Below are 22,396 nucleotides of genomic sequence, written 5' to 3' on the forward strand. Positions count from 1 at the left end.
TCGCCGGGAAACGCCGAGGTCTACGCCTGCCAGCGGCACCGCAGCGCTGCCGCCGCGAAGCCGGGCCCGAATGCGATGGCGGCGCCCTCCGCGCCGTCCGCGGGCGGATCCGCGTGGGTGCGTTCCAGTACCCGCAGGATGCTGACTCCGCCGAGGTTCCCCTCGTGGCTGAGCGTGTCCGTGGAGTGCCGTGCCGCGTGCTCGTCCAGGCGCAGGGCCGCGATCGTGTCGGCGATGATGCGGGGGCTGCCGGGGTGGAGCACGGCGAAGTCCAGCTGCCGCGGTCCGAGCCACTCCAGCAGGCGGGGCATCACGTCGGTGACCGCCGCCAGGACCTGCTTCGTGGAGTCGAAGTGGATGCCGTCCGTGGCCATCCGGCCGCGCTGGCGCTCCAGGCTGTCCGGCAACACGTACTCGAAGGTGTCGTCGACGGCGAGCCCCGGCCCCAGCGGGGTGTCGGTCACGACCGTCGCGGCCGCCGCGTCGCCGAACAGCGCCTTGTAGATCATGGACTCGATGCCGGTGTCGCTGTGGTGGTAGATGCTGGAGAGCACCTCGGCGGCCACCACGAGCACCTTGCTGCCCGGCCGTGCCGCGAGGAGGTCGGCGGCGCGGATGAGCGCCTGTGTGCCGCCGGGACACGCCACCGTGCTGAGCGCGACCCGGCGCACATCCGGGCGCAGGCCGAGCCGGGACACCAGATGGACGTCCAGATTGGGCACGGTCCAGCTGGTGGTGTGCGTGGTGACGACCGCGTCGACGTCCGACGGGGCGAGCCCCGCGGCGTCCAGCGCCGACACCGCGGCGCGCTCGGCCATCGTGAGCGAGTCGGCGAAGGCGATGCGCCCGCGCTCGCCGACGTCGGTGGTCCCGGACACCGTGGGGGAGTCGAGGGGCCGGGTGAAGTAACGGGTCTGCACCCCGCTGTTGCCGATCACGCGGAGCAGGGCGCGCAGGCGCGGATGGTCGGCGTGGTGCGCGCTCACGTCGTCGGCGATCTCGGCCGTGGTGACCTTGTGGTCACCGACGACGGTGTGGGGCCTGAGTATGTGAGCAGTCACGGGGCGGCTCCCCGGGGTGTGCAAAAGGACAGCTGTGGCCAACGTACTGCACTGTGCGGCGAGTGCCCTGTCGAGATCCGGATCGCTGCGGTCCGGTGCCCGGCGGCCACGCTTGTTCGAATATACGTACGGGTCGGGAAGGCGCCGTGAACGTTACTGAGGGGTCACTCCGAGCGGAGTATCGGCGCGCGCGTGGGGCTGCGCCGCGCACCGGAGTGGAAGACCAGGATCATCAGCCGGGAGCCGGGCGCCGTCATGGGCTGCGCCGCGCACATGGTGACCCAGCCGGGACCCTCCAGTGCGTGCAGCAGGGGGCGCTCGTCCCCGTCGGGGTGCGGATGCGAGTTGCCGGTGGCGTACAGGTCCGCGGTCTCCGGATCGGCGAGGACCTCCTTCTCGATCTGCCGCAGGATGTCGTCGTCCGGCCGGGCGGCCAGAGCGGCGCGCAGCTGCGGCAGCACCATCGGGGCCCAGGCGGCGTGCCAGTCCAGCAGAGTCTCGCGGCCGCACGGGTCGAGGAGCATCCACCGCAGGGTGTTGGCCGGCACCTTGCCGTTCGGGAACATGCCCGCGAACGCTGTGTTGAAGGCGAGCATCTCCCAGGACGCGTCCGTCACGTACGCCATGTGTCCGATGCCGTCGACGGCCTCCTGCCAGACGCCGGGCACCTCCTTGCCGGAGGAGAGGTGCAGCGGCCCCGGCGGGTCCTGCAGCAGTGCGTAGCGGCAGAGGGAGACCCACTCCTGTTCGTTGAGGCCGAACAGCCGGGCGACGTCGCGGAGAAGTGAGGTCGGCGGGTTGGGGTAATTACCGGATTCCAGCCGGTGGTACGTCCCGAACGTGCGGTGCAGGAGCTGGTCGACCTGGTGCTGCGACAGGCCGGGCGCGCGCCGCCCCTGACCCGTCGGGCGGGCGAAGCCGTGCGCTTCCGGGGCTATGAGGCCGCGTCGTTCGCGGAGCAGAGCGCGGAGCGCCGACTTGTTCATGGTGGGTAATCCCCTTGGTGCACGCCGAGTTGGAGCGTGATCAGTCTAAATATTCACATCGGCTTTGGTAGTAAACATTGCCCGAAGAAAACGATCAGTTGCTCGGGCATCATGGAGTGTGCGGGGTCACCGACCTGCAGGTTTGATCGTCGGCGGGCACCCGTGCGCAACAGCGGGGCATCTTGTCCGGGGAGCTTGAGAATGGCTGAAATTCCCCGGCATTGGGTACCCCCTAGGCCTATGGGGCCGATGTGGGAAGCGTGTGGGACAACTGTTCGTATTCCGGTCTGCGTGGACGGAATCGGAGCAGTACGGGACCGCGCGGCTCTTCTTCCCGCACCGGTTTGATAGGGCCACCGGCTGCGGTCGGTGCCGTCACTCGCCATTACGTAGCGGCCACGGTACCGACCGCCCGTGGTTGTTCACGCGGCCGCGAGGCACTCCTCCGCCCGCGCCAGGATCTCCGTGACCCGCAGTCCGAACCGCGCGTCGCACGGATGCGCCGTGCCGCTGCTCGCGCTCGCGACGAGTTCATCGACGGCCGTCCGGATCGCGTCACCCGTCTCCTCCCACGCCGGCATGACCACCGTCCCGCCCTCGCCACGGAGTTCGACGGTCAGCCCGGCGCACTTGGCGGGCGCGGTGAGACTGAGTGCCGCGGTGCTCGACGCCCCGCCGGTGTGCCGCAGGATCAGATGGACGGTGTCCCGGGGCCCGGCTGCCGCCGTCACGGCTGTCACGTCGCCGAGCACGGGCAGCAGCATCGACAGCGCGTGCGGGCCCACGTCCCACAGCCCGCCCCGGCTCGCGCGCCACGGTGAGGAGTACGGGGCGTCGCCGTCCGGAGCGTAGAAGGCGCCGTACCAGTCGGCGCGGCCGGTGAACCAGCCGCCGGCGGCGGCCTGTTCGGTCACCCAGGCCGAGGTGACGGCGGCGAAGCGCAGCGTGAAGAAGACCACGGACGCCACCGCGGCGCGCTCGACCGCCGCCGCGAGTTCGCGCGCCCCCTCCACCGTGGTGGCCACCGGCTTGTCGAGCAGCAGATGGCAGCCGGCCGCCGCGGCCCGCGCCGCGAGCGGTGCCTGGACGTCGGGCGGCACCGCGAACGCCACGGCGTCACTTGCGGCGAACAACGCGTCCACGTCCGAAAAGGCTCTGGTCCCATGGGCGTCGGCGAGCTCGGCGGCGGCCTCGGGGCGGCGCCCCCAGACGCCGCCGAGCTCGACGCCGGGGTGCCGGGCGAGGGCGGGGGCGTAGGTCGTGGAGGCCCAGGGACCCGTGCCCACCAGGCCGATACGGAGTCGGTTCATGGGCGGCAGTATGACCGACGCCGTGCGGCGACGGGCTCCCCGGCCGAAGCCGTTCCGCGCGAGGAGGCGGTCGACGGCCACGACGCGCCACCGCGCCCGCCGCAGCCGACCGGCCCGTACGCGGCGAGTCGTGAATCCGCCGGGGCCCGCCATTTCTCTCCCCATTGCCGCGGGGTGAATAGGCATTCACCCGCTATGGTGAATTCGAATTCACCTTGGCCGGGGTGGACGAGTGGGGGGAGACGTCATGGGGAGCGTTCCGATACCGGGTGACGCGCGGGACCTGCGCGCCAGGCTGGCCGTCCCGGTGCTGGCCTTCGGCGGCATCCTGATGGCCGTCACCCAGACCGTGGTCGTGCCGCTGCTGCCCGATCTGCCCCGCCTGACGCACAGTTCGGCGGGCGCCGTCTCCTGGCTGGTCACCGCCACCCTGCTGTCCGGAGCCGTCCTCACACCCGTACTCGGACGGGCCGGCGACATGTACGGCAAGCGGCGCGTCCTGCTCATCGCCCTCGGCCTGATGGCCGGGGGCTCGGTGCTCTGCGCGCTCACCTCCGACATCCGGCTGCTGATCGCCGCGCGCGCCCTGCAGGGCGCCTCCGCCGCGGTGGTGCCCCTGTCCATCAGCATTCTGCGCGACGAACTCCCGCCGCAGCGCACCGCGTCGGCGGTCGCCCTGATGAGCTCCACGGTGGGGATCGGCGCCGCGCTCGGGCTGCCGCTCGCCGCGCTCATCGTGCAGTACGCGGACTGGCACGCCATGTTCTGGGCGACGGCCGCACTCAGCACCGGCGGGCTCCTGCTCGCGCGGTGGGCCGTGCGGGAATCACCGGTGCGCTCGGCGGGGCGCTTCGACACCTGGGGCGCGCTGGGCCTGGCCGCCGGACTGGTCTGTCTGCTGCTCGCCGTGTCGCAGGGCGGCCAGTGGGGGTGGGGAAGCGGTCCGATCGTCGGGCTCTTCGTGGGATCCGTCGTCATCCTCTGCCTGTGGTGGCGGATGCAGCTGCGGTCCGAACATCCCCTTGTGGACCTGCGGTTGGCGTCCGGGCGGCGCGTGGCGCTGCCGCACGTGACCGCGCTCCTCGCCGGATTCGCCTTCTACGCCAACTCGTTGGTGACGGCGCAACTCGTGCAGGCGCCCGCGGCGAGCGGCTACGGCCTGGAGCTGTCCATCGTGGCGACCGGCCTGTGCCTACTGCCCAACGGGGTGATCATGCTGGTCCTCTCGCCGGTGTCGGCCCGCGTTTCGACGGCGCGCGGACCCCGGGTGACCCTGGCCGTCGGCGCGATGTTCATGGCGCTCGGATACGCCGTACGGATCGTCGACAGCAGGGAGTTGTGGGTGATCATGGTGGGCGCCGCCGTGGTGTCGACCGGGACCACCTTCGCGTACTCGGCGCTGCCCACCCTGATCCTGCGGGCGGTGCCGGTCGAGCAGACCGCCTCCGCGAACGGGGTGAACGTCCTGATGCGGACCATCGGGCAGAGCGTCTCCAGCGCTGCCGTCGCCGCGATCCTGGTGCACCACACCTCGACCGCGGGCGGCCTGCGGTTCCCCACCCTGGGCGGCTACCAACTCGCCTTCGCCATGGCGGGAGCCGTGGCGCTCGTCGCCTGCGCGGCCGCCCTGGCCATACCCTCGGACACGGTCCCGAAGGGTGGGCGGACGTCCACCGGGCCGGGCGGCCCCGCCCAGGAGACCGCCCTGGAGGGAAGATGACCGACGTGAACGGGAACGCGCCGGCGGGCCGGAGCGCGAGCAGGAGCGGGGACGCGCACGGGGGCCCGGCCCCCGTCGGCCGCAGGGACGCCGAGGCGACCAAGAGCGCCATCGTGCGCGCCGCCCGCCATCTCCTGGCGCGGCATGCGCACGGCGACATCACCCTCAAGGCGGTGGCCGAACGGGCCGGGGTGAGCGCCCCGTTGATCCTCAAGTACTTCGGCAACAAGGACGCGCTGTTCTCCCGGATCATGTCGTTCGACGCCGACGCCGCGGAGTTCCTCGACGCACCGCTCGCGGAGCTCGGCCGACACATGGTCCGCCATCTGCTCACCGGCCAGGCGGAGCGGGGCGCCGACCCGATCCTGCGCATCGTCTTCGCCCCGCTCCACGGGGAGCAGGGCGACATCCTGCGCGCCAACTTCCGCGCCCAGGTGGCCCAGCGGTTGAGCGAGCGGCTGCCGGGGCCGGACGCTGGGCTGCGCGCGGAGCTCGCCGTCGGCATGCTGCTCGGTCTCGGCGTGATGTACGGCATCGCCCGTGGCCCGCATCTGCGCGCCACGGACATCGCCGAGATCACCGACCGGTACGCGCCCGCGGTGCAGGACTTCCTGACGCCCGGCTGACCCGGGCCACCGGCGGGGCCGCACGGCGCGCATGCGAAGCACCGCCCGCGGCACGGCCACCCCGCCGGACCACGATCACCGCCGCGAGCCCGACGGCGAGACCCGCCATCGTCTGCGGGCCGAAGGGCTCACCGAACATCAGGGCGCCCCACAGGGCCGTCACCGGGGCCATGAGGAACATCAGCGTATTGACCTGCGTGACGCCCGAGCGCCGCAGGATCAGCCAGTACAGGCCGTAGCCGCCGAAGGTGGAGAGCGCGACGAGCCAGCCGATCGCCGCCCAGAAGGAGGCCTCGGCGGGCGGCGTGGCGGCGCCCGTCGCCAGGGCGAGCCCCGTGAAGACGACGGCGCTGGTGACGCAGTGGACCGTCAGCGACACCGCGGGGCCCACGGCCCGGGGCGCGCGCCGGTCCAGGAACGTGGCGGCCACCAGGGAGAACATGCCGAGGAACGGCACCAGATACGCCCACCACACGGCGTCGCCGCCACCCGAGACGTCGGTCGCGGTGACGATGACGACACCGCTCACGCCGAGGGCGAGGCCGACCCACTGGGTGCGCGAGACGTAGTGGCCGAGCAGCGGCCCGGCGAGCGCGCCCGCGACCAGTGGCTGGGTGCCGTCGATGAGCGCGGTCGTCCCGCTGGAGACGCCGAGCTGGATGGCGTAGTACACGGTGAGCAGGTAGCCGCTCTGCGACAGGGCGCCGACGGCGGCCTGCCGGCCGAGGTCGCGCACCGTGAGTCCGCGCCACGAGGCCCGCGCGCAGAGCGCGGCGACGAGCCCGAGGACGACGGCCAGCGGCAGGAACCGCCACATCAGCACGGTGACCGCGGACGCGCTGCCCGCACCCAGCTTGGCCCCGATGAACCCGGAGCTCCAGGTGAGCACGAAGGCGGTCGAGAGCAGGACGTTCATGGATTTCTCCCGTCATGCGTCGTGGTACTGCGGATCGGAGCGAGTAAACCGATCTGTTTACCCGCCGCCGAGTATACAGATCGGTATACAGGTCGGTATACGGATCGGTTTACTATGGGAGGCATGGCTGACGATGCGAGCACGGGGAACGGCACGGGGAACGGCACGGTGAGCGAGGCGGCGACGCCGCGGCGCATCGCCATGACGCCGGGGGCCCGGCGCGCCCTCGACGCCGCGAGCCGGCTCTTCTACGAACGCGGCATCCATGCCGTCGGCGTGGATTTGATCGCCGCCGAGGCAGGCGTGACGAAGAAGACCCTCTACGACCGGTTCGGCTCCAAGGAGCAGATCGTCGTGGAGTACCTCGCCGACCGGGACGAGCGCTGGCGTGCCTTCCTCGCCCCGTACCTGGCGGCCGCGACGACACCCGAGGACCGGATCCTGGCCGTCTTCGACGCCGTACGCGACTGGGCGGAGGACCATCTGGCCAAGGGGTGCACCATGGTCAACGCGCACGCCGAGATCAGTGACCCCGCCCACCCCGCGTACCCGATCATCACCGGCCAGAAGGCCTGGATGCTCGCGCTCTTCGCGGAACTCGCCGGGGAGATCGCCCCGTCGAGGGCCGCCCGGCTGGGGCGGACGCTGATGCTGCTGCACGAGGGCGCTCTCGTGGCGCACGGACTGCGCATCTTCCCCGCCGCCCTCGACGAGGCGCGCGAGGACGCGGCGGACCTGCTGCGGCTCAGCGGGGCGGGCCGCTGAGATAGCGGTGGAGCATGGCCACGAGTTCGTCCTCGAACCGGCGCAGGTCGATGGGGTCGGGCGCCGCGATGACCTGGTGGATCACGAGCTCGACCGTGGTCACGAGAAGCCGCGTGGCGGTGTAGATGTCGTCCACCCCGACCTCCGGGTGGTGTCGCAGCAACTCCTCGGTGTACGCGAGGCGTTCCGCCTGGTGTGCCTCCACCTTCGCGAGCAACTCGGCTGAGCGGGGAGCCTGTTCGACCATGATCCGCAACAGCCGCGGATCGTCCAGGTGGCTGTCGATCGTGGTCCGCACGAAGACGCGGAGCATGTCCTCCAGGGACTCCGGCAGCTCCTGCGCCTGCGTGCGCGAGATGGCGGCTCGTCCGGCGTCGAGGTGGCGGGTCAACAACTCGACCAGGATCGCGTCCTTGTTCGGGTAGTACTGATACAGCGAACCGATCGACACCCTGGCGTGCTCGGCGATCCGGTTGGTGGTCCCCGCGGCGTATCCGTACTCGCCGAAAACGTGAGCAGCCGCCTCCAGGATGCGCTCGCGGGTCAGCTCTGCCCGGACCTGCCTGGGCTGTTTACGTGGGGCGAGTCCGCGTCGGTCGGACGGCATGGGACCTCCTGATCCGCACCGCGAAAGCGAGTAACAAAAAAGCTGAGTAATTGCTCAAAATACTGTCATGAACTGCGGCGGAACCGCCCACGACGGGCATCCGCGGGCGGGGTGCGCGGCGTGCTCCCGGCCGTCGCCGACCGCGGGGCCACCGCGGCCCGCCCGCTCCTGCCGTACCACCGGAAGGACCACTTCATGACGCACACCGTCTCCCGCCCCCGGCGCATTTCCCCCGGCGAGGTCCGGGCGAGCCTCGGGGAGCCCGACGCCATGAACGCGGCGAAGAAGACCGGCGGACTCGACCGGCACGTCTGCCGGTTCATCGCCCACTCGCCGTTCCTGACGATGGCCACCGCGGACGCCGAGGGGCGCGCGGACTGCTCACCGCGGGGCGACCACCCGGGCTTCGTGAAGGTCCTCGACGAGCACACCCTCGCCCTGCCCGACCGGCCCGGCAACAAGATCGCCGACTCGTTCGCCAACCTCGCCGAGAACGACGGCATCGGGCTGCTCTTCCTGATCCCCGGGGTGCGCGAGGTGCTGCGGGTCAACGGCCACGCCCACGCCACCGACGAGCCCGACGTCCTCGCCCGGATGGAGACGCAGGGCAAGCGGCCGGTGCTCGCCATCGTCGTCGAGGTGACCGAGGCGTTCTTCCACTGCGGCCGCGCCCTGATCCGGTCCCGGCTGTGGGACCCCGCCAGTCAGGCGCTCGCCGACGAAATTCCTCGGGTCGGTGAGGTCGTCACCGATCAACTCGGCCTGGACGTCGCACCGGAGGCGTTCGAGGCGCAGCTAGAGGACGCCTACGGCAAGCTCTACTGACCGGCCCCGAAGGGACCCCCTGATGACAACACCGACCCAGGCGACCGTAGTCGACCGCATCGACCCCGTCGCCGAGGACGTCGTCTCCCTGACCCTGCGCGGCGCCGACGGACCGCTCGCCCCCTGGGAGCCGGGTGCCCACATCGACCTGCGGCTGCCCAACTGGCTCACCCGGCAGTACTCCTTGTGCGGAAATCCGGCCGACCGGGACACCTATCGCGTCGCCGTGCGCCTCGACCGCCTCAGCCGGGGCGGCTCGGAGTACATCCACCGCCATCTGCGCGAGGGCCGCCCGCTCGCCGTGTCGACCCCGCGCAACCACTTCCCGCTGCTGCCCGCGCGGCGGTATCTGTTCCTGGCCGGCGGGATCGGCATCACGCCCGTCGCGCCGATGCTCCGGGCCGCCGCGCGTGCGGGGGTGCCGGCGGATCTGGTGTACGCGGGGTCCTCGCCCGAGGCCATGCCGTTCGCCGCCGAACTCCTCGCCGAGCACGCGGAGTCGGTGCGTGTCGTCGCCACCCGGAGCCAGGGGAGGCCGGACCTGGCAGCGCTGGCCGCGGAGTTGGACGCGGACACCCTGGTGTACTGCTGCGGCCCGGCCTCGCTGCTGGCCGCGGCCGAGGAGGTGTTCCCCGCGGAACGGTTGCGCGTGGAGCGTTTCCGGCCGTCGGCCAGACCGGTCGGCCCCGACGTCGCGTTCGAGGCCCTCTGCCGCAGGTCGGGCAGGACGGTCCCGGTCCCGGCGGACGAGTCGCTGCTCGACGCGCTGACCCACGCCGGGTATCCACTGTCCGCCGGCTGCCGGGAAGGCGTCTGCGGCAGCTGCGAAATCACCGTCACCGAGGGCGACATCGACCACCGCGACGACATCGGCGCCCCCGCGGGCCGGATGTATCCGTGCGTCTCCCGCGCACGCTCTGCGCGCATCGTCGTGGATCTGTGAGCTGGCGGGGAGGCGGCTTCGAGGTGTGACACCGGCGACGCCGATCGTGGACAAGTCTTTGCCCGTGGCCGGAATCCTTCGTTCCGGCCGGGTCCTCGCCTCCGAACCCGCCGGGTGAGCGGGTGTGGCGCCCTCGCGAGACGTCGTCTCGCCCTGGTAAAGAGCGGCCGAAATCGTTGGGGTCGGAGGGAAGGCCGCGTTCCGGGCGGCGTTGACCGTACGCGGTCGCAGGCGCACGCTGCAGAGGTAGGTGCTAGTTACATCTAGTGCGGCAGCGGAAGGGAAGCGCATGTGCGGCATCACCGGCTGGGTCTCCTTCGACCGTGATCTGACGGTCGAGTCCACCACTCTGGACGCCATGACGGAGACGATGTCCTGCCGCGGTCCCGACGACCGCGGCACCTGGACCGGCGGGCCCGCCGGCCTCGGGCACCGCCGTCTGGCGATCATCGATCTGCCCGGCGGCCGGCAGCCCATGACCGTCGAGACGCCCACCGGAACCGTCGCCCTCGTCTACTCGGGGGAGACGTACAACTTCACCGAGCTCCGCCGCGAACTGGCCGACCGCGGCCACCGGTTCACCACCGCGTCGGACACCGAGGTCGTGCTGCACGGCTACCTCGAATGGGGCGAGGCCGTCGCGGAGCGCCTCAACGGCATGTACGCCTTCGCCATCTGGGACGCGCGTGACGACAAGCTCGTCATGATCCGCGACCGCATGGGCATCAAGCCCTTCTACTACTACGAGACCCCCGACGGCGTCCTGTTCGGCTCCGAGCCCAAGGCGATCCTCGCCAACCCGCTGGCCCGGCGGCGCGTCACCCTGGACGGCCTGCGCGAACTGTTCGCCACCGTCAAGACGCCCGGCCACGCTGTGTGGGACGGCATGCGCGAGGTCGAGCCAGGCACCGTCGTGAGCGTCGACCGCTCCGGACTGCGCCGGCACGTCTACTGGTCGCTGCGGACCCGTCCGCACACCGACGGCCGCGACGCGTCGATCGCCAAGGTGCGCGAGCTCCTCGAGGACATCGTGCGCCGTCAGCTCGTCTCCGACGTGCCGCGCTGCACGCTGCTCTCCGGTGGCCTCGACTCCTCGGCAATGACCGCCCTCGCCGCCCGGCGACTGGCCGAAGCGGGGGAGACGGTACGCAGCTTCGCCGTCGACTTCGTCGGCCAGGCCGACAACTTCGTCGCCGACGAGCTCCGCGGCACGCCCGACACGCCCTACGTGCACGACGTGGCGGCGTCCGCGGGCACCGAACACCGCGACATCGTCCTGGACTCGCACGCCCTCGCCGATCCCGACGTACGCGCCAAGATGATCCGTGCACGGGACATACCCATGGGCTTCGGCGACATGGACGCCTCCCTCTACCTGCTGTTCCGTGCCATCCGCGAGCACTCCACGGTGGCGCTCTCCGGGGAGTCCGCCGACGAGGTCTTCGGCGGCTATCTGCAGTTCTTCGACGAGGAGGCGCGGGCCGCCGACACCTTCCCGTGGCTGGTGAAGTTCGCCGACCACTTCGGGGACGACTCCAGTGTGCTGCGCCCCGAACTCACCGCCGCGCTCGACCTGCCGGGCTACGTCGAACAGAGCTACGCGGCGGCCGTCGCCGACATCCGGCGCCTCGACGGCGAGAGCGACTTCGAGTTCCGGATGCGGAAGATCAGCTACCTGCACCTGACCCGGTTCGTGCGCATCCTGCTCGACCGCAAGGACCGCGCCAGCATGGCCGTCGGCCTTGAGGTGCGGGTGCCCTTCTGCGACCACCGGCTCGTGGAGTACGTCTACAACACGCCCTGGGCGCTGAAGTCCTTCGACGGCAGGGAGAAGAGCCTGTTGCGCGAGGCGACCGCCGACGTGCTGCCGCGCTCGGTCTACGACCGGGTGAAGAGCCCGTACCCCTCGACGCAGGACCCCAAGTACGCCGTCGCCCTCCAGGAGCACGTCAAGAAGCTGCTCGCCCAGCCCGAGCACCCGGTTTTCCGGCTGGTGGACCGGGAGCGGGCGGCGCGGGCCGCCGAACGGGGAGCGCCGCAGATCACCCAGGCCTCCCGGCGCGATCTGGAGCGGACCCTGGACCTGGCGATCTGGCTGGAGCTCTACGAGCCGGAGATCGTCCTGTCCTGAGTCTCCTCACCGGCCGGCCCGGCCCCGCACCGCCCCGAGCCGTCGTCGCGCTCCGCCGACGTGGCGAGAATGTCGAGGAATCGCTGGAGCGCCGGGGTCCCGTCCGGTCCGAGGCCGCGCTGGACCGGTGGCACGGCCGCTCCGCGCCGGGTGTCGGACGACTGGCACGGGCCGGGCTGCTCCTCGGCCCGGACGGTCACGGCGCGGCGGATGAACTCGGCCACCGGCACTCCGAGCCGGTCCGCGTGGCGCACGATCGCGGCGTACTCGTCGGGCGTGAACAAGACCTGCACAGGCTTGGCACCGTCCATGGACGCATGATGCCGCTCGGGCGTGTGTGACGCGGTGCGGTTGGCATATTCGCCCTCGAAGGCGTGAAAACGACGGAAGACGCCCACGTCAATGGAGTGTGGCCCCGACCGGACGGGGGAATCTCGGTCGGGGCCACATCATGTTCAACGATAAACCATGGGCGCACGTTCCCCGGCCGGGGGTCCCGGGGTGTGAGCTGTGTTACGCGTGGGGCGCCGCGCCCCCCGTCGCGGTCGGCGTCGCCCCTGGCCCGTTCCCCGTGCCGTCACTGACGTACGAGCATGATCACCGAGGCCGTGACGCCGACGACGACGATGAAGGCGCGCATCGCCACCGGGGGGAGCCTGCGGCCGTAGCGCGCGCCGATCAGACCGCCCGCCGTCGAGCCCAGCGCGATCAGTCCCGCGGCCGTCCAGTCGATGTCCGCCACGACGATGAAGAGGACGGCGGCGACGCCGTTCACGAGCGAGGCGAGCACGTTCTTCGCGGCGTTCAGCCGCTGCAGGTCGTCCAGGAGGAAGGCGCCGAACAGGCCCATGAGCAGGACCCCTTGGGCGGCGCCGAAGTACCCCCCGTAGATGCCGGTGGCGAGGACCCCGCACCACATCGGTATCCCGCCGTCCTTGCGTGCGGGAGTCTCCCGTTCCTTGAGCCTGCGGGCCAGCCGGGGCTGCAGCAGGACGAGGGCGCACGCGGTCAGGATGAGGACCGGGACCACCGCCTGGAAGGCGTCTGCGGGCAGCTTCAACAGGAGCAGCGCGCCGATCAGACCGCCGATGAGGGAGGCCGTGCCGAACCGCACCAGACGCCTGAACTGCCCCTTCATCTCCCGCCGGTAGCCGTACGCGGCGCTCAGCGTGCCCGGCACCAGGCCGATGTTGTTCGACACGTTGGCGAGGACCGGCGGGAAGCCGAAGGCGAGCAGGGTGGGGAAGGTGATGAGGGTGCCGGACCCGACCACCGCGTTGAGGCTGCCTGCCGCGACGCCGGCGATTCCGACAGCCACCATTTCGAGCGGTTCCACCTGTCACCTTTTCCTGCCGTGTGGAGGTAGCGACGATCTTGGTGCACATCGGAAACCCAAGTCAATCCTCGGGTTCACTTGCACCGCCCCAAGGGATACCTGGGAGTGTGGGGAGCCGGTGACACGGATACCCGGAAACACCTTCACGCTTCTCCGGCCGGCAGCCGGGCGGCGCGCGTCTGCAGATAGTGGGCCTCGGGGCGGCTGAGGGTGCCCTGGGCCGCCAGACGGTAGGCGGCGCGAGCCCCTTCGGTGTCGCCCGCCTTCTCCAGGAGGTGGGCGCGCACCGCCTCAAGACGGTGATGGCCCGTCAGGCGGTCCTCCAGCGCGGCCAGTTCGGATAGGCCGGCGTGGGGGCCGTGCACCATGGCGCAGGCCACCACCCGGCCGAGCTCGGCCATCGGCTCATGGGTGCGGCGCACGAGATGGTCGTACAGCGCGAGGATCTGCGGCCAGTCGGTGGCGTCCGCACTCGGGGCCTCGTCGTGCAGGGCCGCGATCGCCGCCTGCAACTGGTAGGCGCCCGGCGGGCCTTGGGAGAGCGCCTCCTCGACGAGCGCCGTGCCCTCGTCGATCGCCCGCCGGTCCCAGCGGCCGCGGTCCTGTGCGTCGAGCGGGATCAGCTCGCCGTGCGGTCCGGTCCGCGCGGCTGTGCGCGCCTCGGTGAGCAGCATCAGCGCCAACAGGCCGGTCACCGCGCCCTCGTGGGGCAGCAGACGGCGCACGGCGCGGGTCAGCCGGATCGCCTCCCGGGCGAGCTCGGCGCGGTGCAGCGCGTCTCCGGAGGTCGCCGTATAGCCCTCGTTGAAGATCAGGTAGAGCACCTGGAGGACCGCGGCAAGCCGGGCGTCGCGATCCTCCGGCCCCGGCTGCCGGAACGGCACCCCCTTGATCCGTCCCTTGGCCCTGCTGATGCGCTGCGCCATGGTCGCCTCCGGCACCAGATGCGCCCGCGCGATCTCGGCCGTCGTGAGACCGCCGACGGCCCGCAGCGTCAGCGCGACCTGCGCGGCCGGGGTCAGCTCCGGGTGGCAGCACAGGAACAGCAGCGTGAGGGTGTCGTCGTCCGCCGGGGCGCGGCTCTCACCCGGCGCGGGCGCGGTGAAGGCGTCCCTGGGGGTGAGCAGCGCCGCGTCCTCCTCGCGCCGTCGCCGCGCCTCGTCCGCGCGCAGCTGGTCCGTCAGGCGGCGCGAGGCGACCTTGATCAGCCAACCGCGGGGGTTCTCGGGCAGGCCCTGCTGGGGCCACTGCCGGGCGGCGGCGAGCAGCGCCTCCTGGACGGCGTCCTCGGCGGCGCCGAAATGCCCGTAACGACGCACGAGCGCGCCGAGGACCTGCGGCGCGTGCAGGCGCAGCAGGTCCTCGACCTCGGTCGTACGTCTCAACATTCGCCTCCCGCGGAGTCCGGCACCGACCGGATGACGACGGGCGGCTCGACGAGGCCCTCGGGTCCGGGGCACTCCAGGACGCGCTGGGCGATCTCGGTGACCCGCTCCAGGCTCGCGCATTCGAGCAGCCAGTACCCGGCCAGCACCTCCTTCGTCTCGCCGTAGGGGCCGTCGGTGATCACCGGTCGGCCGTCCTTGCCCTTGCTGACGAAGCGGGCCTGCACGGGCTCGGTGAGCCCCTGCGCGTCGATGAGCTCGCCGGACTCGGCCAGGTCGTTGTTGAGCTCGCCCATGAAGGCGAACATGGCCTGCAGCTCCTGCTCGCTCCAGGTCGGGCGGTCCCCGGAGGGCTTGCCCGCCATCGCCTCGTAGTCGGCCTGCGATCCCTGGACCATCACCAGATACTTCATGACTTCGCTCCTAGGCTGCGCCGTCGCCCCTGGTGGGCGGCTTTCACAGGGGACGTCGGAGCGGACGGCGCGTTCTCGACAGCTCTCGGGAAAGAATTTCCGGGACAGGGCGGCGGAGGAGCTGACGCTCAAATCCTATCGGCGGGCGGCGGTCCGTTCCTGGTGGAACGCGCCACGCCCCCGGAAGGGCGGGCCGCCCGCACCCCACGGCTCACCCGATGTGTACGGGGGCCGCGCCGTCGGCCGTCTCCTGCTTGCCGGCCGTGATGGCCAGGCCGGTGACCAGGAGCCCCGCCAGGAACATCACGCCCGCACCGACGAAGGCCAGCGTGTAGCCGTGCGTCAGCGCATCGGCAGCCTTGGCCACCAGGGCGTGGTCCCCGGTGGCAGCGCCCCGGTAGAGCGAGGCGGCGGCGTCGGGCAGCCGGTCGTCGGCCGCCGAGGTGGAGACCGTCGCCAGGACGGCGAGTCCCAGGGCGCCGCCGATCTGCTGGGCGGTGTTGAGGAGCGCAGAGGCGATGCCCGTCTCCTGGTGGTCGACGCCGCTGACGGCGCCCAGCGTCATCGGTACGAAGCCCATGCCGAGGCCGAGCGCGGTCACGAACATCGCCGGCATCAGATGGCCCGTGTACGACGAGTCGGGGGTGAGCGTGGCGAACCAGAACATGCCCGCGGCCGCCACCAGCAGACCGGGTCCGGCGATCGCGCGCGGGGCGAGCCGGGTGACCAACTTGGCGGAGAGGGCCGCCGCGACACCCATGCCGAGGCTGAACGGCAGGTTGGCGAAGCCGGTCTTGACCGCGCTGTAGCCGAGGATCAGCTGCATGTAGAGGGTGAGGAAGTAGAAGGTCGCGATCATGCCGGCGCCGATGAACAGCATCGTGGCGTACGACCCCGAGCGGTTGCGGTCCCGGAAGAGCCGCAGCGGCATCATCGGGTGCGCGGTGCGGGCCTGGATGAACAGGAAGGCGCTGAGCAGGACGGCGGCGACCGCGAAGCAGGACAGGGCCGGACCGTCGGTCCAGCCGTGCTCACCGCCGCGGGTGATGCCGTAGACCAGGGCGAGCAGGCCGCCGGTGCCGGAGATCGTGCCGGGGACGTCGAGGCGGCCCTGGTGACGCTCGGCCTCGACCAGTGTCCTGGTTCCGGCGAGCACGGCCAGGCCGATGGGGATGTTCACGAAGAACACCCACCGCCAGTCCAGGGCGTCGGTGAGGACGCCGCCGAGCAGCAGTCCCACGGTGGCGCCGATGCCGGCCATCGCGGCGTAGACGCCCATCGCCTTGTTGCGCGGCTTGCCCTCGGGGAACGTCGTGGCGATCAGTGACAGGGCGCTGGGTGCCGCGACGGCCGCGCCGACGCCCTGCAGGATGCGGGCGCCGATCAGCAGGCCCTCGTTCGGGGCGAGGCCGCCGAGCAGCGAGGCCAGGGTGAACAGGGCGATGCCCACCTGGAACATCCGCCGGCGTCCGAAGAGGTCACCGGCCCGGCCGCCGAGCAGCAGGAGGCCGCCGAAGGCCAACGCGTAGGAGTTGACGATCCAGGCCAGATTCGCGTCGGACACGTGCAGTGCGGTCTGGATGCTCGGCAGGGCGATGTTGGTGATGGTGCCGTCGAGCACCACCATCAGCTGGGCCGCGGCGATCACGAAGAGGGCCAGGCCGAGGTGCCGGCCACCGGGTGGGGCGCCGGCCGGGGCACCGAGGGAGTCCACCGGTGCGGAGGGGGCGACAGCTGTGCTGTCAGCAGGCATGAAAGGGCTCCAGAACGAGGCTCGGACGTATTTCACCGGAACGGTAAACGGCAGTGGAAGGCGCGTTTCCATTCCGGTGTGAGGGGCGCGGTGAGGCGCTGGTGCGGGGCGCGGAAATGCGGTCCTTCTGAGGACGAGAGAAAACCCTAGCACTCGATCGCCGCAGGTCGGTGCCTACTTTTCGGCAATCGATCCATACCTGTCGGCGGACTTGACTTTTTCGTCTCTTTCCTAGGCCGCGGACTTTTTCGGGGTTTCTCGATTTCACTTGCATTCTCGTTCGAGTTGTGAGCAATGGGCTTTCTGATGAGTCGTCAGAGGAGCGGCGGAGTGCTCACACTTTTCACGGAAAGGCAAGTTGAACTAATGTCGCGTCCATGGACATCGGGGTGTGCCTGCCGATTCCGGCGCAGGGCGGGCCGGGGCAGGCCGAGGACTTCGCCGCCGCGGCGCGCCGTGCCGAGGATCTGGGCTTCGAGTCGGTGTGGGCGAGTGACGACCCGGCGGGCCGCGGGTCGGCGCCGGACGCGGTGACCGCCCTGAGCGCGGCCGCGGCGGCGACCACCCGTATCAGGGTGGGCTACGGCGTCCCGACGGTGTCCGCGGAGGAGGCCAACCACCTCGCCGAGCGGCTCGCGCACCTTCAATCCCGCTCCGGTGGACGGGTGTTGCTGAGGGTGGGTGCCGGTGGCTCGTACGACGCGGGCGGCGAGGGCGACGTGGGTGTCGCCGGTGACGCCGGTGACGCCGGTGACGCGGAGGGTGGCGAGCGGACCGATCGTGGGCTGGAGAGGCTGCGCGGTCTGCTCGCGGAGAGTTACGCCGCGGGCGGCGGGGTCGGGCCCGCGCTCGTGTCACGCGTGCCGTGGCCGCCCTGTCTGATCGGCGGCCGGTCGGAGGCCTCCCTGCGGCGGGCGGCCCGTCATCACGGCTGGTTCCCCGACCTCGCCTCGGCCGCGGATCTCGCCGGTGCGCGCCCGCGGCTGAACGCCCTGGCTGCCGCGTCCCACGGCACCACACAGCCGACGATGAGCACGGCGGTCCCCGTGGCCCTGCACCCCACGGGCGCGGGCGAACGGCACGCCCCGTCGGCCGGTCACCTCCTGAGCCACTACGGCGACGACGTGGAGCGTGCCGCCGCCCTGCTGATCCGCGCCGAACCGCCCGAGGCCGCCGAGGCGATCGTCGCGTACGCGCGGGCCGGGGCGGACCGGCTCGTCCTGCGCTTCCCCGGCGCCGACTGGCGGGCCCAGTACGAACTCGCCGCGCAGGCGGCCCAGTTGGCGCGGTCCGCGCTGCCACTCCGGTCCACCGCCACCGCCGGGAACCAGACCGGCTGCGGGGGCTGGGCGCGCGTCACCCTCGACGTCGAACGGCGGGGGGAGTCCGGGGCGGGGGAGGGGGCAGAGACGTACTCCTTCATCAATCCCCTCGGCGCGGACCACCTTGAGGACGAGTTCGCGGCGGCCCTGGAGGAGGGCGTGCGCGAGGGACTCGCGGGGGAGGCCCGTACGGTCCGGGTGCACCGGGCATGGGTGCACGCGGTCGACGCGAACGAGTCGGTGTTCCGCCGGGCGGGCCGCGAGGCGGTCACGAAGGCGTTGGCCGCGGAGCGTGCGGGGGCGGAACGGTGACGGGTGGGAGGTCTGGGCGGGGGGAGTCCGGGTGGGGGACCGCGGTGACCTACTGACCCGGCAGGGGGTGGTCGGGGACATGCCACCGCTCGGCCGACCGGCACAGCCGGTTAAGGCCAGCACGCCCAGCCGACGGCCCGCCGCCCAACCCCGCCGAGCCACCCCCGCCCCCCTCACCGCCCCCGCGTAGCCCCACCCGCCCGCTCCTCGCCCTCGCCCTCATCCCCGTCCGAGCCCGGCACCCCGCCCCTGCCCCCGGACCCTCCCGTCCCCGCTCCGGCCCCCTCCCGCCTCTCGTCGCCGTGGCCGGGCCACCACGCCGCGTGGCCGATCAGGGCCGTGAGGGCCGGGGTGAAGACCATCGCCATGACGAACGCGGCGATGACGATGCCGAAGGACAGCGAGAAGCCCATCTGCGAGAGCGTCGAGTTGCCCGCGAGCATCAGCGTCGCGAACGTACCGGCGAGGATCACGCCCGCCGAGCCGATCGTCGGCCCGGAGTGACGCACCGCCGTACCCGCCGCGTCGCGCGGAGTCCGCCCCTCGCGTGCCTCCTCGCGCAGCCGCGACACCATGAGGATGTTGTAGTCCGTGCCGAGTGCGACGACGAACAAGTACATGATCACCGGCAGCATGAACATGAGCCCGGGCTGGCTGCCGATCTGCTGGAAGAGCAGCGACGTCGCGCCGAGGGTCGCGCCGAAGCCGAGCGCGACGGACAGCATCAGGTACCAGGGCGCCACCAGGCTGCGCAGCAGCAGGCCGAGGATGACCATGATGGCCAGCGCCGCCACCGGGAAGACCACCGAATAGTCGCGGTCCACCGCCTTGTTGATGTCGACGTACACGGCCGTCGTGCCGCCGACGAGTGCCCGCGTGCCGGTCGGCGCGTCGTCGCTGGCGGTGGGCCGCAGCCGGTCCTTGACGGTCGCCAGCGCCTTGTCGGAGGCGGGCGGGTCCGCGAGGATCACCGAGTACGAGGCCGTGGTGCGGTCCGGGCTGAGCTTCGCGGCGGCGACCTCGCCCACGCCGGTGATGCCGGAGAGCCGCTCGCGGAAGGCGGCGGCCGAGGACGGGGCCAGCGGCTCGTCGGCCGTGGAGGTCAGATACACCGAGGTCGGGTCGGTGGTGCCGGCCGGGAAGCCCTTCTGCAGGTCGTCCAGGGCAACCATCGACTCCTTGTCCTTGGGCAGCGAGGACCCGGCCAGGTCGAAGTTGGCCCGGTAGCCGAGCGCGCCGAGCGTGAGCGCGCCCATGACGAGCGCGGAGACCAGCGCCCACACGGCGGGCCTGCGGGCCACGGACGCGCCGAGTCGGGCGAACCCCGTGCCGTGCGGCTCCCGTTGCCAGGACTTCGAGGGCCAGAACACTTTCGTGCCGAGGAGCGAGACCACGGCCGGGACGAGCGTGAGTCCGGCGAGCAGCGTCACGAACACGGCGATGGCCAGGGCCGGGCCCATCGACTGCAGCATGCCGAGCGAGGAGAGCGTCAGCGCGGCGAAGGCGACGATGACCGCGCCCGCCGCCGAGGTGATGGCCTCGCCGACCCGCTCGACGGCGTGCACCATGCCGCCCTTGACGTCCTCGCCCGCGCGCAGTGCCTCCCGGTACCGGAAGAGCAGGAACAGGATGTAGTCCGTGCCGACGCCGAACAGGACGACGGTCAGGAGCTCCTGGATCGAGGAGTCCGCCTTCATGCCGAAGGCCTTGTTGGCGGAGGCGATCAGACCGGTGGCCATCGGCGAGATCAGGCCGATGAGGACCACGGGCAGCAGCGCGATGATGGGGCTGCGGAAGATCACGAGCAGCAGGACGACGATGATGACGATCGTGCCGACCCCGACGAGCAGGCCCGCCCGCTTCGACGCGTCGCTCTCGTCGAGCGCCTGCGCCGCCGAGCCGGTGATGCCGGCGGACAGGTCCGTGCCCTTCAACTCCGGCTGCAGATCGGCCCGCAGCCGCTTCACCGCATCCTGCTGTGCGGTGTCCTCGGGGTTGGTGATCTTCGGCATCGCGACGACCGACGTCTGCACGAGTTTGTTGGGGGAGACCTGACCGGGCGCGACCGCCTGCACCTCGGGGATCTTCCGGCTCTGCAGATCCTTGGAGACACGCCGTACGTCGGCGGAGTCGGCCGCCGTCAGCTTTGTGCCGTCGGAGCGCCGGAAGACGATGATCGCGCCGATGTTCTGCTGCCGGGGGAAGTCCTTCTCCTGCACGGCGGCGGCGCGGATCGACTCGTAGTGGTCGGGAAGGAAACTCGCCTCGTCGCTGCTGGAGGTCAGCTTCGGCGCCAGCGAGATCACCGCGCCGGCCGCGACCACCCACGCCAGGATGATCCACCAGGGGCGGCGCACCACGAATCGGCCCAGGCCAGAGAACATCGGCTACTGCCTCTCCTCGCCCCCGAGGCACAACAGTCGTGTTCCGCCAAGGATCGGCCGGACCGGGCGGCCCCGCCACTCGAACCACCGGATTCCGGTCGTTCGCGGGCGGGCGGGGCGCCCGGGACGTCTCAGAAGTTGATCATGTGCCCGGCCAGGCCGTGCACCGCTTCCTTGACGGCCTCGCCGAGGGTCGGGTGGGCGTGGACGTTGCGCGCCACCTCGTGGACGGTGAGGTCCCACTGCTGGGCCAGGGTGAGCTCGGGCAGCAGCTCGGTGACGTCGGGACCGATCAGGTGGGCACCGATGATCTCGCCGTGCGTGTCATCGCTGATGATCTTCACGAAGCCGACGGTGTCGCCGAGGCCGTGCGCCTTGCCGTTGGCCTGGAACGGGAACTTCGCGACCTTGACGTCGAAGCCCTTCTCCTTGGCCTGCGCCTCCGTCCAGCCGAAGCTGGCGATCTGCGGCTGCGAGTACGTGGCGCGCGGGATCATCGGGTAGTCGAGTTCCATCGTCTCGGCGTCCGCGAGGGTCTCCGCGGCCACCACGCCCATGGCCTCGGCGGTGTGCGCCAGCATCAGCTTGGCGGTGACGTCGCCGATGGCGTAGATGTGCGGGACGTTGGTGCGGCAGCGGCCGTCGACCTTGATGGCGCCGCGCTCGGTGAGCGCCACGCCCGTCGCCTCCAGGCCGAAGCCGCTCACGTTCGGCGCGAAACCGATGGCCTGCAGGACCTTGTCGGCCTCCAGGATCTGCTCCTTGCCGTCCTTGCCCGTGACGGTGACCTTGACCTGCTCGCCCGACTCGTCGATCGACTCCACGCGCGTGGAGGTCAGCACGTCGATGCCCAGCTTGCGGTACTGCTTCGCCAGCTCCTTGGAGACGTCCGCGTCCTCCAGCGGCGCGACCCGGTCCAGGAACTCGACGATGGTGACCTTCACGCCGTAGTTGTGCAGGACGTACGCGAACTCGATGCCGATCGCGCCCGCGCCGGCGATCACGATGGAGCGCGGCAGCGTGTCGGCGAGGATCTGCTCCTCGTACGTCACCACGCGCTCGCTGCGGCTCGTGCCGGGCAGCAGGCGGGGGGTGGCGCCGGTGGCGATGATGCAGTTCTCGAAGCCGATGGTGGCGGTCGAGCCGTCGGACTTCGCCACCTGCAGCGTGTTCGCGTCGACGAACGTGCCCCGGCCGTCGAACTCCGTGATGCCGTTCTTCTTCATCAGGAAGTGGACGCCCTTGACCCGGCCGTCCGCGACCGTGCGGCTGCGGCTGAACGCCTCGCCGTAGTCGAAGGAGACCTGCCCGTCGACCTTGATGCCGTACGTCTTCTGCTCGTGCGTGAAGAGGTGGGCGAGCTCGGCGTTGCGCAGCAGGGCCTTCGTCGGGATGCAGCCCACGTTGAGACAGACGCCGCCCCAGTACTTCTCCTCGACGACTGCCACTCGCTTGCCCAGCTGGGCGGCGCGGATGGCGGCGACGTAGCCGCCGGGTCCTGCTCCGAGCACGACGACGTCGAAGCGGTCTTCCATGGGGAGGTCCTCTCTGGGTGGTACGGGTCCGGTGGTACGGATGGCTCTGGCACGATCATCCGCCAT

Annotated in this window: 19 protein-coding genes; 7 read left to right on the forward strand and 12 right to left on the reverse strand. The window is 71.3% G+C overall.

Translation table 11 applies throughout. The features are described 5' to 3' along the window. Nucleotides 1-20 precede the first annotated feature (20 nt). The 3 genes from ACFYO9_RS17910 to ACFYO9_RS17920 form a co-directional block, all read right to left on the reverse strand. Nucleotides 21-1,061, reverse strand: coding sequence for a PhlD (locus ACFYO9_RS17910; protein WP_358778989.1), 1,041 nt, complete (start codon nucleotides 1,059-1,061; stop codon nucleotides 21-23). 164 nt (nucleotides 1,062-1,225) lie between these two features. Next, on the reverse strand, nucleotides 1,226-2,047 hold the full coding sequence (locus ACFYO9_RS17915; RefSeq protein WP_355806941.1) for a helix-turn-helix domain-containing protein: 822 nt from the start codon (nucleotides 2,045-2,047) through the stop codon (nucleotides 1,226-1,228). 422 nt (nucleotides 2,048-2,469) lie between these two features. Continuing rightward, nucleotides 2,470-3,357, reverse strand: a complete 888-nt coding sequence (locus ACFYO9_RS17920; RefSeq protein WP_388666400.1) for a Gfo/Idh/MocA family protein — start codon at nucleotides 3,355-3,357, stop codon at nucleotides 2,470-2,472. A gap of 247 nt (nucleotides 3,358-3,604) precedes the next feature. Between ACFYO9_RS17920 and ACFYO9_RS17925 the strand changes: the two genes are divergently transcribed. After that, nucleotides 3,605-5,077 carry an MFS transporter gene (locus tag ACFYO9_RS17925; protein ID WP_358779243.1) on the forward strand — a complete coding sequence of 491 codons (1,473 nt, stop codon included), beginning with the start codon at nucleotides 3,605-3,607 and terminating at the stop codon, nucleotides 5,075-5,077. After that, a complete protein-coding gene (locus tag ACFYO9_RS17930; RefSeq protein ID WP_358708871.1) occupies nucleotides 5,074-5,703 on the forward strand; it encodes a TetR family transcriptional regulator in 630 nt (209 codons plus the stop codon). The genes ACFYO9_RS17925 and ACFYO9_RS17930 overlap by 4 nt, the downstream gene beginning before the upstream one ends. Here the strand turns inward: ACFYO9_RS17930 and ACFYO9_RS17935 are convergent. Further along, a complete protein-coding gene (locus tag ACFYO9_RS17935; protein ID WP_358779244.1) occupies nucleotides 5,654-6,619 on the reverse strand; it encodes a DMT family transporter in 966 nt (321 codons plus the stop codon). The genes ACFYO9_RS17930 and ACFYO9_RS17935 overlap by 50 nt on opposite strands. A 201-nt stretch (nucleotides 6,620-6,820) precedes the next feature. Between ACFYO9_RS17935 and ACFYO9_RS17940 the strand changes: the two genes are divergently transcribed. After that, nucleotides 6,821-7,384 (forward strand): helix-turn-helix domain-containing protein, encoded by a 564-nt coding sequence (locus ACFYO9_RS17940; protein ID WP_358779262.1) that lies wholly within the window; start codon nucleotides 6,821-6,823, stop codon nucleotides 7,382-7,384. Here the strand turns inward: ACFYO9_RS17940 and ACFYO9_RS17945 are convergent. Beyond that, on the reverse strand, nucleotides 7,365-7,991 hold the full coding sequence (locus tag ACFYO9_RS17945; protein ID WP_358779245.1) for a TetR/AcrR family transcriptional regulator: 627 nt from the start codon (nucleotides 7,989-7,991) through the stop codon (nucleotides 7,365-7,367). The genes ACFYO9_RS17940 and ACFYO9_RS17945 overlap by 20 nt on opposite strands. Before the next feature lie 195 nt (nucleotides 7,992-8,186). Between ACFYO9_RS17945 and ACFYO9_RS17950 the strand changes: the two genes are divergently transcribed. The 3 genes from ACFYO9_RS17950 (at nucleotide 8,187) to asnB (ending at nucleotide 11,890) form a co-directional block, all read left to right on the forward strand. Beyond that, nucleotides 8,187-8,816, forward strand: coding sequence for an MSMEG_1061 family FMN-dependent PPOX-type flavoprotein (locus tag ACFYO9_RS17950; protein WP_358779263.1), 630 nt, complete (start codon nucleotides 8,187-8,189; stop codon nucleotides 8,814-8,816). A 22-nt stretch (nucleotides 8,817-8,838) separates the two neighbouring features. Further along, entirely contained in the window at nucleotides 8,839-9,759 is a 921-nt protein-coding gene (locus tag ACFYO9_RS17955; protein WP_358779246.1) for a PDR/VanB family oxidoreductase, read from the forward strand. A 289-nt stretch (nucleotides 9,760-10,048) separates the two neighbouring features. After that, nucleotides 10,049-11,890, forward strand: a complete 1,842-nt coding sequence (gene asnB, locus ACFYO9_RS17960) for an asparagine synthase (glutamine-hydrolyzing) (RefSeq protein WP_358779247.1) — start codon at nucleotides 10,049-10,051, stop codon at nucleotides 11,888-11,890. Here the strand turns inward: asnB and ACFYO9_RS17965 are convergent. The 5 genes from ACFYO9_RS17965 to ACFYO9_RS17985 all read right to left on the reverse strand — a co-directional run bounded on the left by ACFYO9_RS17965 (nucleotide 11,863) and on the right by ACFYO9_RS17985 (nucleotide 16,777). After that, nucleotides 11,863-12,201, reverse strand: coding sequence for a plasmid mobilization protein (locus tag ACFYO9_RS17965; RefSeq protein WP_355806959.1), 339 nt, complete (start codon nucleotides 12,199-12,201; stop codon nucleotides 11,863-11,865). The two genes, asnB and ACFYO9_RS17965, sit on opposite strands and share 28 nt — an antisense overlap. Before the next feature lie 266 nt (nucleotides 12,202-12,467). Continuing rightward, the gene (locus ACFYO9_RS17970) at nucleotides 12,468-13,211 is read right to left on the reverse strand and encodes a sulfite exporter TauE/SafE family protein (RefSeq protein WP_388666403.1); all 744 of its coding nucleotides are present in this window, start codon (nucleotides 13,209-13,211) and stop codon (nucleotides 12,468-12,470) included. Between the two features lie 158 nt (nucleotides 13,212-13,369). Further along, nucleotides 13,370-14,614 (reverse strand): sigma-70 family RNA polymerase sigma factor, encoded by a 1,245-nt coding sequence (locus ACFYO9_RS17975; protein WP_358779248.1) that lies wholly within the window; start codon nucleotides 14,612-14,614, stop codon nucleotides 13,370-13,372. Then, complete coding sequence (locus tag ACFYO9_RS17980; protein ID WP_358779249.1) at nucleotides 14,608-15,024, reverse strand: YciI family protein; 417 nt, start codon at nucleotides 15,022-15,024, stop codon at nucleotides 14,608-14,610. The genes ACFYO9_RS17975 and ACFYO9_RS17980 overlap by 7 nt, the downstream gene beginning before the upstream one ends. Nucleotides 15,025-15,235: 211 nt before the next feature. Beyond that, nucleotides 15,236-16,777, reverse strand: coding sequence for an MFS transporter (locus ACFYO9_RS17985; protein WP_358779250.1), 1,542 nt, complete (start codon nucleotides 16,775-16,777; stop codon nucleotides 15,236-15,238). 377 nt (nucleotides 16,778-17,154) lie between these two features. Here ACFYO9_RS17985 and ACFYO9_RS17990 point away from each other — a divergent pair, with 377 nt between their 5' ends. Continuing rightward, complete coding sequence (locus ACFYO9_RS17990) at nucleotides 17,155-18,411, forward strand: LLM class flavin-dependent oxidoreductase (protein WP_358779251.1); 1,257 nt, start codon at nucleotides 17,155-17,157, stop codon at nucleotides 18,409-18,411. Nucleotides 18,412-18,584: 173 nt separating this feature from the next. Here the strand turns inward: ACFYO9_RS17990 and ACFYO9_RS17995 are convergent, their stop codons facing one another. Together ACFYO9_RS17995 and lpdA are read right to left on the reverse strand one after the other, a co-directional pair. Next, a complete protein-coding gene (locus tag ACFYO9_RS17995; RefSeq protein ID WP_358779252.1) occupies nucleotides 18,585-20,795 on the reverse strand; it encodes an MMPL family transporter in 2,211 nt (736 codons plus the stop codon). Nucleotides 20,796-20,926: 131 nt separating this feature from the next. Beyond that, nucleotides 20,927-22,330 carry a dihydrolipoyl dehydrogenase gene (lpdA, locus tag ACFYO9_RS18000; protein WP_358779253.1) on the reverse strand — a complete coding sequence of 468 codons (1,404 nt, stop codon included), beginning with the start codon at nucleotides 22,328-22,330 and terminating at the stop codon, nucleotides 20,927-20,929. Between the last annotated feature and the right edge of the window lie 66 nt (nucleotides 22,331-22,396).

Origin of the sequence: Streptomyces sp. NPDC005863 (assembly GCF_042871345.1) — a bacterium.
Classification (GTDB): Bacteria; Actinomycetota; Actinomycetes; order Streptomycetales; family Streptomycetaceae; genus Streptomyces.

Bases quoted from the DNA above. Each gene is read 5' to 3' on its own strand.
- ACFYO9_RS17915 (WP_355806941.1), bottom strand. From the start codon at position 2,047: ATGAACAAGTCGGCGCTCCGCGCTCTGCTCCGCGAACGACGCGGCCTC.
- ACFYO9_RS17920 (WP_388666400.1), bottom strand. From the start codon at position 3,357: ATGAACCGACTCCGTATCGGCCTGGTGGGCACGGGTCCCTGGGCCTCC.
- ACFYO9_RS17925 (WP_358779243.1), top strand. From the start codon at position 3,605: ATGGGGAGCGTTCCGATACCGGGTGACGCGCGGGACCTGCGCGCCAGG.
- ACFYO9_RS17930 (WP_358708871.1), top strand. From the start codon at position 5,074: ATGACCGACGTGAACGGGAACGCGCCGGCGGGCCGGAGCGCGAGCAGG.
- ACFYO9_RS17935 (WP_358779244.1), bottom strand. From the start codon at position 6,619: ATGAACGTCCTGCTCTCGACCGCCTTCGTGCTCACCTGGAGCTCCGGG.
- ACFYO9_RS17940 (WP_358779262.1), top strand. From the start codon at position 6,821: ATGACGCCGGGGGCCCGGCGCGCCCTCGACGCCGCGAGCCGGCTCTTC.
- ACFYO9_RS17945 (WP_358779245.1), bottom strand. From the start codon at position 7,991: ATGCCGTCCGACCGACGCGGACTCGCCCCACGTAAACAGCCCAGGCAG.
- ACFYO9_RS17950 (WP_358779263.1), top strand. From the start codon at position 8,187: ATGACGCACACCGTCTCCCGCCCCCGGCGCATTTCCCCCGGCGAGGTC.
- ACFYO9_RS17955 (WP_358779246.1), top strand. From the start codon at position 8,839: ATGACAACACCGACCCAGGCGACCGTAGTCGACCGCATCGACCCCGTC.
- asnB (WP_358779247.1), top strand. From the start codon at position 10,049: ATGTGCGGCATCACCGGCTGGGTCTCCTTCGACCGTGATCTGACGGTC.
- ACFYO9_RS17965 (WP_355806959.1), bottom strand. From the start codon at position 12,201: ATGGACGGTGCCAAGCCTGTGCAGGTCTTGTTCACGCCCGACGAGTAC.
- ACFYO9_RS17970 (WP_388666403.1), bottom strand. From the start codon at position 13,211: ATGGTGGCTGTCGGAATCGCCGGCGTCGCGGCAGGCAGCCTCAACGCG.
- ACFYO9_RS17975 (WP_358779248.1), bottom strand. From the start codon at position 14,614: ATGTTGAGACGTACGACCGAGGTCGAGGACCTGCTGCGCCTGCACGCG.
- ACFYO9_RS17980 (WP_358779249.1), bottom strand. From the start codon at position 15,024: ATGAAGTATCTGGTGATGGTCCAGGGATCGCAGGCCGACTACGAGGCG.
- ACFYO9_RS17985 (WP_358779250.1), bottom strand. From the start codon at position 16,777: ATGCCTGCTGACAGCACAGCTGTCGCCCCCTCCGCACCGGTGGACTCC.
- ACFYO9_RS17990 (WP_358779251.1), top strand. From the start codon at position 17,155: ATGGACATCGGGGTGTGCCTGCCGATTCCGGCGCAGGGCGGGCCGGGG.
- ACFYO9_RS17995 (WP_358779252.1), bottom strand. From the start codon at position 20,795: ATGTTCTCTGGCCTGGGCCGATTCGTGGTGCGCCGCCCCTGGTGGATC.
- lpdA (WP_358779253.1), bottom strand. From the start codon at position 22,330: ATGGAAGACCGCTTCGACGTCGTCGTGCTCGGAGCAGGACCCGGCGGC.